This is a genomic window from Delftia sp. ASV31 (assembly GCF_016428765.1).
Taxonomy (GTDB): Bacteria; Pseudomonadota; Gammaproteobacteria; order Burkholderiales; family Burkholderiaceae_C; genus Comamonas; species Comamonas acidovorans.
Window position 1 is genome coordinate 1 of the sequence record NZ_JAELTK010000127.1, and the last position, 11,804, is coordinate 11,804.

The 11,804-nt window shown below is 68.3% G+C and carries 10 protein-coding genes and 2 tRNA genes; 4 read left to right on the plus strand and 8 right to left on the minus strand.

Annotation, left to right across the window (positions count from 1 at the left end; genetic code table 11):
- Positions 1-403: Sir2 family NAD-dependent protein deacetylase (locus JHD82_RS27150; RefSeq protein ID WP_307838124.1), on the minus strand; the 403-nt coding region annotated here is incomplete at its 3' end.
- A gap of 86 nt (positions 404-489) precedes the next feature.
- Between JHD82_RS27150 and JHD82_RS27155 the strand changes: the two genes are divergently transcribed.
- Positions 490-1,863: a lytic murein transglycosylase gene (locus JHD82_RS27155; protein ID WP_199139894.1), complete on the plus strand. Its 1,374-nt coding sequence runs from the start codon at positions 490-492 to the stop codon at positions 1,861-1,863.
- Between the two features lie 4 nt (positions 1,864-1,867).
- Here JHD82_RS27155 and greB read toward each other — a convergent pair whose 3' ends face one another.
- The 3 genes from greB to JHD82_RS27170 form a co-directional block, all read right to left on the minus strand.
- A complete protein-coding gene (gene greB, locus JHD82_RS27160) occupies positions 1,868-2,434 on the minus strand; it encodes a transcription elongation factor GreB (protein ID WP_012203948.1) in 567 nt (188 codons plus the stop codon).
- Between the two features lie 114 nt (positions 2,435-2,548).
- Positions 2,549-2,625 (minus strand) — tRNA-Arg (locus JHD82_RS27165).
- Between the two features lie 169 nt (positions 2,626-2,794).
- Positions 2,795-2,871, minus strand: a tRNA-Arg gene (locus JHD82_RS27170).
- Positions 2,872-3,054: 183 nt separating this feature from the next.
- On the opposite strand from JHD82_RS27170, the gene JHD82_RS27175 reads away from it, so the two are divergent.
- Complete coding sequence (locus JHD82_RS27175) at positions 3,055-4,584, plus strand: PLP-dependent aminotransferase family protein (RefSeq protein WP_199139896.1); 1,530 nt, start codon at positions 3,055-3,057, stop codon at positions 4,582-4,584.
- 46 nt (positions 4,585-4,630) lie between these two features.
- Here the strand turns inward: JHD82_RS27175 and JHD82_RS27180 are convergent, their stop codons facing one another.
- Positions 4,631-6,073: an amino acid permease gene (locus JHD82_RS27180; RefSeq protein ID WP_012203946.1), complete on the minus strand. Its 1,443-nt coding sequence runs from the start codon at positions 6,071-6,073 to the stop codon at positions 4,631-4,633.
- Positions 6,074-6,197: 124 nt separating this feature from the next.
- Complete coding sequence (locus tag JHD82_RS27185) at positions 6,198-6,596, minus strand: nuclear transport factor 2 family protein (RefSeq protein WP_199139897.1); 399 nt, start codon at positions 6,594-6,596, stop codon at positions 6,198-6,200.
- A 335-nt stretch (positions 6,597-6,931) separates the two neighbouring features.
- On the opposite strand from JHD82_RS27185, the gene JHD82_RS27190 reads away from it, so the two are divergent.
- Positions 6,932-8,353, plus strand: coding sequence for an FAD-binding oxidoreductase (locus JHD82_RS27190; RefSeq protein WP_199139898.1), 1,422 nt, complete (start codon positions 6,932-6,934; stop codon positions 8,351-8,353).
- Positions 8,354-8,433: 80 nt separating this feature from the next.
- Here the strand turns inward: JHD82_RS27190 and JHD82_RS27195 are convergent, their stop codons facing one another.
- Together JHD82_RS27195 and JHD82_RS27200 are read right to left on the minus strand one after the other, a co-directional pair.
- A complete protein-coding gene (locus JHD82_RS27195) occupies positions 8,434-8,835 on the minus strand; it encodes a group II truncated hemoglobin (protein WP_012203943.1) in 402 nt (133 codons plus the stop codon).
- 39 nt (positions 8,836-8,874) lie between these two features.
- The gene (locus tag JHD82_RS27200) at positions 8,875-10,407 is read right to left on the minus strand and encodes an MFS transporter (RefSeq protein WP_199139900.1); all 1,533 of its coding nucleotides are present in this window, start codon (positions 10,405-10,407) and stop codon (positions 8,875-8,877) included.
- 205 nt (positions 10,408-10,612) lie between these two features.
- Between JHD82_RS27200 and JHD82_RS27205 the strand changes: the two genes are divergently transcribed.
- A complete protein-coding gene (locus JHD82_RS27205) occupies positions 10,613-11,494 on the plus strand; it encodes a LysR substrate-binding domain-containing protein (RefSeq protein ID WP_199139899.1) in 882 nt (293 codons plus the stop codon).
- The last annotated feature ends 310 nt before the right edge of the window (positions 11,495-11,804 follow it).

An 11,804-nucleotide genomic window follows, 5' to 3' on the forward strand; every position in this document is an offset into this window, starting at 1 on the left:
TGCGGCCGTGCAGGTCGATGACGCCATCGCTGCCCGCGGCCGTGTGCAGGCCGTCCACATTCTGGGTGACCAGGCCTTCGATCCATCCGCGCTGCTGCAACTGCGCCAGTGCCGCGTGGGCCTGGCCGGGCCTGGCCTGCGCCATCACGGGCCAGCCCAGCAGGCTGCGCGCCCAATAGCGCTGGCGCGTGGCATGGCTGCCCATGAAGGCCTGCAGCGTCACCGGCTGGGGGCGCTTCCACTGGCCTTCCAGATCCCGGTAGTCCGGAATGCCGGAGCCCGTGCTGCAGCCCGCGCCCGTCAGCACCAGCCAGCGCCGGCCGGGCGGCAGCAGGGCGCGCAGGGCCAGCGCGGCATCGTGCAGAACCGGGGATGGTGATGGCGGTGGAGCGATGGCGGTCATGGCCGCACAGCATAGCGGCCCCGCACGCCCAATGCAGAAACACCGTGTTGCACTCAGAGCCGGGGCGCAGCGGAGACAATGGCCGGATGCACCACGCACACGCCACCGCCCAAGCCGCCGCACACGCCACTGCCCAAGCTTTTCCCACCGCCCGCCATCCCGCCGCGCTGAACCGTGCCGCCCTGGCCACCGCCCTGGCCGCCGTGCTGCTGGCCGGCTGCGCGTCCCGGCCGGCGCCTGCGCCGGTCACGGTGCCGCCCTCCATGCCCGCCCCCACGGCGCCTGTCGCACCCGTGCAGCCCGAACCGGCCACCGCGCCGGATGCCGCCCAGCAGGCCGAGGCCACCAGCTTCGAAGCATGGAAACGGGATTTCGCGCGCAAGGCGCTGGACGCCGGCATCTCGGAGAAAACCGTGCGCAGCGCGCTGGAGCCTGCCCGGCTGCAACGCCGCGCGGTGCAGCTGGACCGCTCGCAGCCTGAATTCACGCGCACGCCCTGGCAGTACCTGGACAGCGCCGTATCTGCCCAGCGCATTGCCCAGGGCCGCGCCAAGCTGCGCGAAGCGGCTGCACCGCTGCAGTCGGCCAGCCAGCGCTATGGCGTGCCGGCCGAGGTGATCGCCGCCATCTGGGGCATGGAAAGCAATTTCGGCGGCAACTTCGGCAACTTCCCCACGGTCGATGCGCTGGCCACGCTGGCCTTCGACGGCCGGCGCGCCGCCTGGGCGCAAAAGGAGCTGCTTGCAGCCCTGCGCATCATCGACAACGGCGATATCGATGCGGCCCACATGATCGGCTCCTGGGCGGGTGCCATGGGCCACACGCAATTCCTGCCCTCCGTGTTCCTGGCCTATGCGGTGGATGCCGATGGCGATGGCCGCCGCGACATCTGGGGCAGCCTGCCCGATGTGACGGCCTCCACGGCGAACTACCTCTCCCACTCAGGCTGGAAGACGGGCGAGCCCTGGGGCGTGGAAGTGCGCCTGCCGGCAGGCTTTGACCATGCACGCGCCGAGACCAGCGTGCGCCAGGACAGCGCGCAATGGGCGGCCGAAGGCGTGCAGGCCGTGGACGGCTCCGCCCTGCCCGCCATGGCCGATGCCAGCGTGATCGCACCGGCCGGCGCGCGCGGGCCGGCCTTCATGGTGGGCGCCAATTTCCGCACCATCCTGCGCTACAACAACTCCGTGAATTACGCATTGGGCGTGGGCCTGCTGTCGCAGCAACTGGCCGGTGGCCCGGGCGTGCAGGCAGCCTGGCCGCGCGATCTGGCACCGCTGTCGCGCGACCAGTTGCGCGCCTTGCAGGCTGCGCTCAACGAACGGGGATTTTCGGCCGGCACGGCCGATGGCGTGATGGGCCCGGCCACGCGCGCGGGCCTGCGCCAGTTCCAGCAAAGCCAGGGTCTGGTGGCCGACGGCTATCCCACGCTGGAGCTGCTGCAGAAACTGCAGCCCTGAACGCTCACCCGGCGGCGCTGCCCGGCTCCGGGTAGGTGACTTCCAGCACTTCCAGCGTGCGCACACCTGCGGGTGTGGGCAGGGCCACCTCGTCGCCCACACGGGCCTTGAGCAGGGCGCGCGAGACGGGAGCGATCCAGCTGACCTGCTGGCGTGCGCTGTCGGCCTCGTCGATGCCCATGATGGTGATGGTGCGCTCCTCGCCCTCGTCATCGACATAGGTGACGGTCGCGCCGAAGTAGATCTGCTCGCTGCCGGCATGCACGGAGGGATCGACCACCTCGGCGATCTCCAGCCGCTTGGTCAGAAAGCGGATGCGCCGGTCGATCTCGCGCAGGCGCTTCTTGCCGTAGAGATAGTCGCCGTTCTCGGAGCGGTCGCCATTGCTGGCCGCCCAGTGCACGATCTCCACGATGCGCGGACGCTCGTTGTCGATCAGGTCCAGCAGCTCCGTCTTCAGCCGCTCGAAGCCCTGGGGCGTGATGTAGTTCTTGCCGCCCGGCGGCAAGGGCGGCAGGCCGACTTCATCATCGTCGTCGCCGTCGGATTCCTTGGTGAAAGCCTTGCTCATAGGGAGCAGATCTTCACACAGATCACCGCAGCAGGCGAAGACGCTGCACAAACCACGCCAACCGAGCACAAACGAAAAAGCCTCAGAACTTTGCAGTTCTGAGGCTTGTCGTTTTGGTGCGGCTGGCAGGAATCGAACCCACGACCCCTTGGTTCGTAGCCAAGTACTCTATCCAGCTGAGCTACAGCCGCCAAGCTTCGAATTATAGCGTGCTTTTTGAACGCTTACGGAAAACCATGAAAATATCGAAAAATAACCGTTGCCCAGCGCCTGAACCATTGCCACGGCCTCCGTGCGGGCCTGTGCGGGCGCCTGAAACGAAAAAGCCTCAGAACTTTGCAGTTCTGAGGCTTGTCGTTTTGGTGCGGCTGGCAGGAATCGAACCCACGACCCCTTGGTTCGTAGCCAAGTACTCTATCCAGCTGAGCTACAGCCGCCAAGACAACGATTGTATATCAATTTCCGGCCTCTCCGCAAAAATTGCAACCATCGCAAACTCCCGGCCCCGTGGCGCACCGCGCTGGCCTATATTGGCCGGTCGCGGATGCAGGCCCTGCCCTGCACCTGCGCGGGAGACAAACACAGCGAGCGGCCCGCCGCAGCGGCGGGAACGACAAGACATGACAGACAAGCGCGCGGCCACGCAGCCGCAACCGCCCGAGGGCGCCATGTGGGGGCAGCTGTTTCGCCGCAGCGCCCGCCCCTCCCTGAGCCTGCAGGGCCAGATCCGCGAGATGCTGGTCGATGCCATCCTCTCGGGCATCCTCGCACCCGGCGAATCCATTCCCTCCAGCCGCGAGCTGGCGCGCCACCTGGGCGTGGCACGCATCACCGTGGTGCTGGCCTACCAGCAGCTGGCCGAGGAAGCCTTTTTGCTGAGCCGCCAGCGCAAGGGCCACTTCATCCATCCCGACGTACTCAAGGGGCGCACGCCGGGCGGCGCTGCGGCCAGCAGCACCCCTGGCGAAGGCCGCCGCACCGACTGGTCGCGGCGCCTGTGGCTGCTGCCCAGCCAGCAGCGCAGCATCGTCAAGGAAGAGGACTGGCAGCGCTACCCCTATCCCTTCCTGTACGGCCAGTTCGACAAGGAGCTGTTTCCCACGGCCGCCTGGCGCGAATGCTGCCTCAAGGCGCTGGGGGTGCTGGACATACGCCAGTGGGCGCCCGACCAGATCGCGCGCGACGACGAGATGCTGATCCAGCAGGTGCAGACCAAGATCCTGCCGCGCCGCGGCGTCTGGGCCTCGGCCGACGAGCTGATCATTACCGTGGGTGCGCAGCACGCCCTCTACATGGTGGCCGACCTGCTGATGCGCGAGGGCACGGCCGTGGGCATCGAGGAGCCCGGCTACCCCGACGCGCGCAACATCTTCAGCAGCCGCACCTCCCAGGTCATCCCGCTGCCGGTGGACGGCCAGGGCCTGCCGGTCACGCCGCTGCTGCGCCAGCTCGACTACCTCTACGTGACCCCCAGCCACCAATGCCCCACGGGCGTGACCATGCCGCTGGCGCGGCGCGAGGCGCTGCTGGAGATGGCCGAGGAGCACGACATCATCCTCATCGAGGACGACTACGAGAGCGAGAGCAGCTTCGACGGCCAGCCCATCCCGGCGCTCAAGAGCCTGGACCGCAGCAACCGCGTGATCTACGTGGGCAGCCTGTCCAAGAGCCTGGCGCCGGGCCTGCGCGTGGGCTACATCGTGGCTGCGCCAGAGCTGATCCGCGAACTGCGCGCGCTGCGCCGGCTCATGATCCGCCACCCTGCCACCTTCGTGCAGCGCACGCTGGCCATGTTCATCTCCCTGGGCCATTACGAGGCCCAGCAGCGGCGCCTGGCCCAGGCGCAGAAGGAGCGGCACGCGGCGCTGACGGCCGCCATGGCCGAGCATGCCCCCGGCTGCCGCATCACACCCGTGCGCGGCGGCGGCTCGTGCTGGGTGCAGTTGCCCGACCACATTCCTGTCGAAGCCCTGGCGCAGCGCGCCGCAGCGCATGGCGTGCTCATCGAGCCCGGCGATGTGTTCTTCGCCCGCCCGGGCACGCCCGGCAGCTTCATGCGCATGGGCTACCAATCCATACCCGCCAACGACATCGGCCAGGGCGTGAAGGCCCTGGCCGATGCGATCCGTGAGGAGCAGCCCGAGAAGTAACGCAAGGAGTGGCCGGGACCGGCCCTGCCGGTCCCGTCGCCCCCTGTCAGTACTTCTGCGGTTCGGGCTGCGCGGCCTCGGACAGCGAGGACACCACCGGCGCCACGCCACGCTGCAGGAACTGCCGCACGCCATAGGCCAGCAACAGGATGCACAGGCTGGCCACGCCCAGCGCCAGCGGTGTGCGCTGCTCGGGGATGAAGGCCATGGCGATGACGATGGACAGCATGCCGAAGATGGCGAACCAGGTCAGGTACGGATAGCACCACATGCGCACCTTGAGCAGGTGCGGCGCCTCGCGCTCCAGGCGGGAGCGCAGGCGCAGCTGCGAGATGGCGATCAGGATGTACACGAAGATCGCCACCGTGCCGTAGGAATTGACCAGGAAGGCGAACACCTTGTCGGGCGACACATAGGACATCACCACGGCGCCGTAGCCGAACACCGTGGCCACCAGGATGGCGCGCGTGGGCACGCCGTTGCGGCTGACCTTGGCCAGCGCCTGGGGCGCATCGCCGCGCCGCGTCAGCGCGAACAGCATGCGCGAGGATGCATACAGCCCCGAGTTGAGCGCCGACAGCACGGCCGTCAGCACGATGGCGTTCATGATCTGCGCGGCAGCCGGCACACCCATGGTGTTCAGTGCGCTCACATACGGCGTGGCGATGCCAACCGCATTCCAGGGCACCAGGCAGGCCACCAGGAAGATGGAGCCCACATAGAACACCAGCACGCGCGTGATCACCGAGCTGGTGGCCTTGGCCACGGCCTTCTGCGGCTCGGCCGTTTCAGCTGCCGCAATGGTCACGATTTCGGCACCGAAGTAAAAGCCCGTGGCCGCCACGGCCCCGGTCAGCACCGGCACGATGCCGTTGGGCATGAAGCCGCCATTGCCGGTGAGGTTGCCGAAGTGCATGCCCTGCGACGCAGGCGTCAGGCCCAGCACGTAGACGCCCGCCACGAACAGGAAGACCACGATGGCCGCCACCTTGATGGAGGCGAACCAGAACTCGAACTCGCCAAAGGACTTCACCGAGACCAGGTTGGTCAGCGTCAGCATCACCAGCAGCACCAGGCTGATGCTCCAGTTGGGGACATCGGGCAGCCAGTAGCGCACCAGGTCGGCACCGGCCACGGCCTCCAGCGCCACGACGATGACCCAGAAGTACCAGTACATCCAGCCCGTCAGAAAGCCTGCCAGCCGGCCCACGCCGGGGCGGTCGCGCCAGGCCTCTCGCGCATATTCGTAGAAGGACCCTCCGCCGGGCATGGAGCAGGCCAGCTCGCCCAGCATGCGCATGACCAGCACCACGAGCAGGCCCGTGATGAGGAAGGAAAGAATCGCGGCCGGCCCGGCCGACTTGATGACGACGCCGCTGCCCACGAACAGCCCGGCGCCGATGACGCCGCCCAGGGCGATCATGGTCATGTGCCGCTGTTTGAGCCCGTGTGAAAGCCCCGGCGAAGAGGCTTGCTGATGTCCGATCATGTCTTGTCTCCTGTTGCGTTCAGGCGCCACGGCTGATGCTCTGTTGTGGTGGCTGCGCAGGTGCGCGCCTTGCCGTGGCGTATCCGGTGTTCCCGGTGGCACGGGGCCGCAAGGCCCCGCGCCGTCAGGCGGCCGCCACCGGCGGGCGGTCCTTGCGGAAGGCGTTCTTCACGGCGATCTTTCCGTCCTTGAAGGTGAAGACATCCACCATGCGCGCTTCCACGCGCAGGCCGTCGGCCTTGGTGCCCCTGAAGGTGCTCTCGGACACGCCACGGTCGCCCTGCACGAAATGGTCTCCATCGAGCCAGGCCGCATCGGGGAAAGCCTGCCAGGCCATCTGGAAACCCTCGCGCACCGCCTGGCGGCCGACGAAGCTGCGGCCCATGAGATCGGGCCCGGCCACGGCGTGGAACTCGCACTCATCGGCCATGAAGCCCATCAGGGCCTCGATGTCGTGGCGGTTCCAGGCCTCGGCGAAGCGGGCCAGGAACTGGGCATCCGGAGGGTTGGTGTCTGCGCTCATGCTGTCTCCTTGTCTGTGGTGGGTACCACGGCGCCGGGCCCCGGGCAGGGCCGCCGCGCCGCGTCATCGAAATGTCGATGGGCCATGGTAGGTAGCAGGCACACGGACCCGTTAGAACCAGATGCCATCAATCGTTAGGTCCAGGCGCGCGCACCGGCCGCCACTGGCTCTATCGAAAGCTGGGCTGTGGCGCTAACTGGCTCCATGGCCTGCTGGCTATGCTGATTCCATCGTCGGCGCACCGCCTTGCAGGGCTTGCCGGCATTGGCCCCATTCCACCGAATCCATAGCAAAAAGCGGCAGATCCCAAGCCGCCGCACCAGGAGACATCCGCCATGAAAGCCGAGGACATCCGCCCCAGCCACCTGCGTCCCTACGACCCTCAGTACGACCCGCTGGTGGCCGCCAACCCGGGCCACGGCACGGGCTATGCGCCCACCTACTGGGTCGGCACGGCGGGACGCCCGCCAGACGATGACGGCCCGGTCACCGGCGACATGGACGTGGACGTGGCCATCGTCGGCTCGGGCTTCACGGGCCTGGCCACGGCCCTGTTCCTGGCGCGCGAACACGGCATACGTGCCGTGGTGCTGGACGCCAACCAGACCGCCTGGGGCTGCACCAGCCGCAATGGCGGCCAGGGCCAGAACGCCAGCGGGCGCCTGTACCGCTCGCAGTGGATTGCGCGCTGGGGCAAGGACGTGGCGCTCAAGCTCGACGCCGAGATCCGCGAGGGCTTCCAGACCTTCAAGGACCTGGTGGCCGAATTCCCCGAGTGCGAACCCCAGCCCGGCGGCCACCTCTACATCGCCCACCGCGAAAAGAAACTCGACTTCCTGCGCAACGAGACCCAGATCATGCGCGAGGTCTTCGGCTACGACGCCCGCATGCTCAGCCCCGAGGAGCTGCGCCGCGACTATGTGAACGATGCCGACAGCCACGGCGCCATGCACGAGCCCGACGGCATCGGCGTGCACCCGCTCAAGCTGGCCTTCGGCTACCTGCGCAAGGCGCGGGAGCTGGGCGTCAAGGTGCACCCGGCCAGTCCGGTGCTGGGCGTCGAGACGCGCAACGGCGTGCACCACCTGCGCACGCCCGGCGGCACCGTGCGGGCGCGCGCCGTGGGCTTTGCCACGGGCGGCTACACCAGCAACGCTCTGCATGGCAGCCTGCGCTCCAAGATCATGCCCATCCTCTCGAACTCGCTGGTCACGCGGCCGCTGACCGAGCAGGAGCTGGAGGCCACGGGCTTCAAGACCACCCAGGTCATCACCGACACGCGCACGCTGCGCTTTTACTACCGCCGCCTGCCCGACAACCGCGTGCAGATCGGCAGCCGCAGCGCCGTCACGGGTGCCGATGCGCCCAACCCCATCCACATGGCCAAGCTGGTGGACGGCCTGCACCGCAAGTTCCCGGCGCTCAAGGGCATCACCATCGACTACTCCTGGTGGGGCTGGGTCGATGTCAGCCACGACATGATGCCGCGCGTCTTCCAGCCCGATCCGGCCCAGAGCATCTTCTACGCCGTGGGCTATGGCGGCAACGGCGTCTCCTTCTCGGCCCACGCGGGCCGACGCATGGCCGAGCGCATCGCGGGGCGCCAGAGCAAGACCTTCGAGCTGCCCATCTACAACTCGGAGCTGGAGTACCCGAACATCTTCAACATGGTGCGCTCGCCCGCGTTTGCGCCGTTTCGCCGGTTGGGGCAGCGGTTCCTGTACCACTGGTACTACATGCGCGACGAAAAGCTCTGAACCCCAACCGATTGCTGCTTGGGCCGGCCTCCTGCAGGGGGCCGGCCCTTTTTTTCAGCAGCGCCGGGGGCAGCCACCTGCTACCGGTTCCGCATCCAGTCGGCCGTATTCATGAAGCTGGCCTTGAGGCGCACGCGCAAATCCTCGGGCACGCCGGTCTCGCCCATGGCCTGGTCCATGCAGGCCACCCACTGGTCGCGTTCCAGGATGCCGATGGAAAACGGCATGTGGCGCATGCGCAGGCGCGGGTGGCCGAAGCGGTCCTGGTAATGGTCAGGGCCGCCCAGCCAGCCGCACAGGAACCAGAACAGCTTCTGGCGCGCATCGGCCAGCGTGCTGCCGTGGGCGGCACGCAGTTCGGCATAGCCGGGCTCCAGGTCCATCAGATCGTAGAAACGGTCCACCAGGGCCTGCACCCTGGGCTCGCCGCCGATCCATTCATAGGGGGTCTGGGGGGCGTTGTTCTGGGATTCCTCTGACATGGCGAAAAGCGGCTGACGGCTGAGTGAAACCCGCGATTGTCAGGCATGTGCCATGTCCGTGCCCGTACCGGTATCCGTGGAGGCCCCGGCACGCAGGAACCCGTACACCGCCAGCGCCGTGAGCACCGTGATGCCCGCCAGCACATCCAGCAAGATGCCAAAGGCCTGGCCATAGGCCGCCAGCACGGCGGGTGCAGACAGGCCGGGCAGCAGGGCCATGGCCTCGGCGATGTTCCCCGTCACCAACAACTGCGCCGCGCGGCCGGTGGCATGCACCGCCTGCATCGCCTGGGGTGCCTTAGGTGCCAATGCCGACAGACGCCATGCCAGCAATGCGGCCAGCCCCGCGCCCACCAGCGCCAGCGCCATGCCCTCGCCCGCCACGCGCACCGTGCTGAAAATGCCCGTGGCCATGCCGGCGCGCTCGCTGGGCACCACGCTCACGGCCAGGCCATCCATCAAACCCCAGGGCAGCCCGATGCCCAGGCCGATCAGCAGCAGCGGGGGTGCCATCTGCGCAAAGGCCGTGCCCGGCGCGCACCCGCCCAGCCACAGCAGGCCCGCCGCGCACACCAGCAACCCCGCCAGGCACAGCAGCGCGGCCGAGATCCAGCGTGTGAGCCAGCCCGCCAGCAACGGCACGAACAGCATGGGCAGGGACAGCACAAACATCAGCTGCCCCGCCTGCAGCGGCGCCATGCCCTCCACGCCGATGAAGCGCACCGGCAGCAGCACCAGCAGCACCACGAAGGCATAGGCCGGCGCACCCGCCAGCAACTGCACGCCCACGAAACGCGGATAGCGAAACAGCGACAGGTCCAGCATGGGCTGCCCCGTGCGCTGCTGCACGCGCCGCTCCACGGCCACAAAGGCCGCCAGCGCCAGCGCGGCACCGGCCAGCGGCAGCAGCGCCGCCCCGCTGGACCAGCCCGCCTCCGGCCCCTGCAGCACGCCCCAGGTCAGCAGCGCCAGGGCTGCGGTGAACAGCAGCGCACCGGCCCGGTCCAGCCGCTGCGCCTTCGGGTTGCTCGACTCCGGCATGCAGCGCAGCCCCAGCACCAGCGCGGCCAGCGCCACGGCGGCCACGCAAAGCACCACGCCGCGCCAGCCCGCCACGCCCAGCAACCAGCCCGACAGCAACGGCCCGAAGGCCAGGCCCACGCCGAACGACGTGCCCACGCCACTGAAGGCACGCATGCGCCCCGCTCCATCGAACACCTGGGCCAGCGCCGCCGTGCCGCCCGCCAGCGCGGCCGCCGCGCCCAGGCCCTGCAGCGCACGCAGCAGGTTGAACACGACAATGGACCCCTGCCCGCCCAGGCAGGCCTGGGCCAGCGCACTGGCCAGCACCACGCCCAGCCCCATCAGGAAAACGCGCCGCCGCCCGTGCAGATCGGCCAGCGCGCCGGCCGCCATCAGCGTGGCGCCAAAGCTCAGCATGAAGGCATTCGTCACCCAGTTGAGCGCCAGCGGCCCGCCGCCCAGCGCCTCGCGCAGCGCAGACAGGGCCACGGCCGGCCCGGTAAAGCTCAGCGGCATCGCCAGCGCCGCAAGGCACACCGACAACAGCACCCAGACCGGGGACGCACGCGGTCGCGCTGTGCCGTGGAGCGCACCCGGTGCGCGGGAAGAAGTCAGGCAGGAGGACATGGTTGGCAAGGCTTTCGCAATTTCCCGGCCGCACATGGCCAGGCATGCATGAACGATAAAAGCGCTGCAATGCCGTGAAAATAGGCGCCAGACTCCCCACACTCCCAACCCCAGGTTGGCAATCGACATGGACAGCTTCAGCGGACTCGAATCCTTTGTGCGTGCAGCCGACCTGCTGAGCTTTGCCGAGGCCGGGCGCGCCCTGGGCATCTCGGCCTCGGCCGTAGGCAAGAACGTGGCGCGGCTGGAACAGCAACTGGGCCTGCGCCTGTTCCAGCGCACCACGCGCCAGGTACGCCTCACGCAGGAAGGCGCACTGTTCCATGAGCGCTGCCGCCGCATCCTGGATGAACTGCACGATGCGCGCGCCACCATGCAGGCCGCCGCCGAGGCGCCGCGCGGACGGCTGCGCGTGAGCCTGCCCACCATCGGCTACCGCTTCCTGCTGCCCGTGCTGCCCGAGTTCCAGGCCCTGTACCCGGAGGTTGACCTGGACCTGGACTTCAACGACCACCTGGTGGACGTGGTCGAGGCCGGCCTGGACGTGGTCATCCGCAGCGGCGAACTGGCCGACTCACGCCTGGTCGCGCGCCGGCTGGGGCCGTTCCGCTTCATCCTGGCCGGCTCGCCCGACTACCTGGCGGCACGGGGCATACCGCAATCCCCCGCCGAGCTGGCACAGCACAGCTGCCTGCGCTACCGCTTCCTGAGCAGCGGCAAGCTGGAGAAATGGGTGCTGCCCGGCATGCCGCCCCACCTGCCCGCCGCCCTGGTCTGCAACAACATGGAAGCCATGCTGGGCGCGGCCGTGGCGGGCATGGGGCTGGCCTATATGCCGGACTTCCTGGCGCGGGATGCACTGGGGCGTGGCGAGCTGCAGCGGGTGCTGGCGGAGGACCTGACGCACACGGGGCAGTTTTCTGCGCTGTGGGCGTCGAGCCGGCAGTTGTCGCCTAAGGTGAGGGCGTTTGTGGATTTTGTGGGGGGGAGGTTGTTCAAGGAGTCTTGAACGCGTCCTTCCCCTGCTGTTGCTCGTTTCTGCCCCTGCCGGGTGGTTGTTTTTCGAGGCCGGGTCTCGGCCCGGCGGCCGACTGCCCTTTCTTGATTCGCCAAGAAAGGTCAGATCAAAGAAGGCGACCCGGATGTCCGCGACCCTCCGCTTCGCTGCGGGCAACCTGCGTCGTGGCGGTTGCGGGGTTCGCCGTGAAACTCACTTCGCGCTGCGCGCTACGTTCAAACATCACGGCGAGTCAGATCACGAAGCAGTCCTGTCCTTCGGCAGGACTGCAACCCCGCAACCCTGTCTCTTATACACATCT

Excerpts from the sequence above, each read along its gene's own strand:
- JHD82_RS27155 (WP_199139894.1), top strand. The coding sequence starts at position 490 with ATGCACCACGCACACGCCACCGCCCAAGCCGCCGCACACGCCACTGCC.
- greB (WP_012203948.1), bottom strand. The coding sequence starts at position 2,434 with ATGAGCAAGGCTTTCACCAAGGAATCCGACGGCGACGACGATGATGAA.
- JHD82_RS27175 (WP_199139896.1), top strand. The coding sequence starts at position 3,055 with ATGACAGACAAGCGCGCGGCCACGCAGCCGCAACCGCCCGAGGGCGCC.
- JHD82_RS27180 (WP_012203946.1), bottom strand. The coding sequence starts at position 6,073 with ATGATCGGACATCAGCAAGCCTCTTCGCCGGGGCTTTCACACGGGCTC.
- JHD82_RS27185 (WP_199139897.1), bottom strand. The coding sequence starts at position 6,596 with ATGAGCGCAGACACCAACCCTCCGGATGCCCAGTTCCTGGCCCGCTTC.
- JHD82_RS27190 (WP_199139898.1), top strand. The coding sequence starts at position 6,932 with ATGAAAGCCGAGGACATCCGCCCCAGCCACCTGCGTCCCTACGACCCT.
- JHD82_RS27195 (WP_012203943.1), bottom strand. The coding sequence starts at position 8,835 with ATGTCAGAGGAATCCCAGAACAACGCCCCCCAGACCCCCTATGAATGG.
- JHD82_RS27205 (WP_199139899.1), top strand. The coding sequence starts at position 10,613 with ATGGACAGCTTCAGCGGACTCGAATCCTTTGTGCGTGCAGCCGACCTG.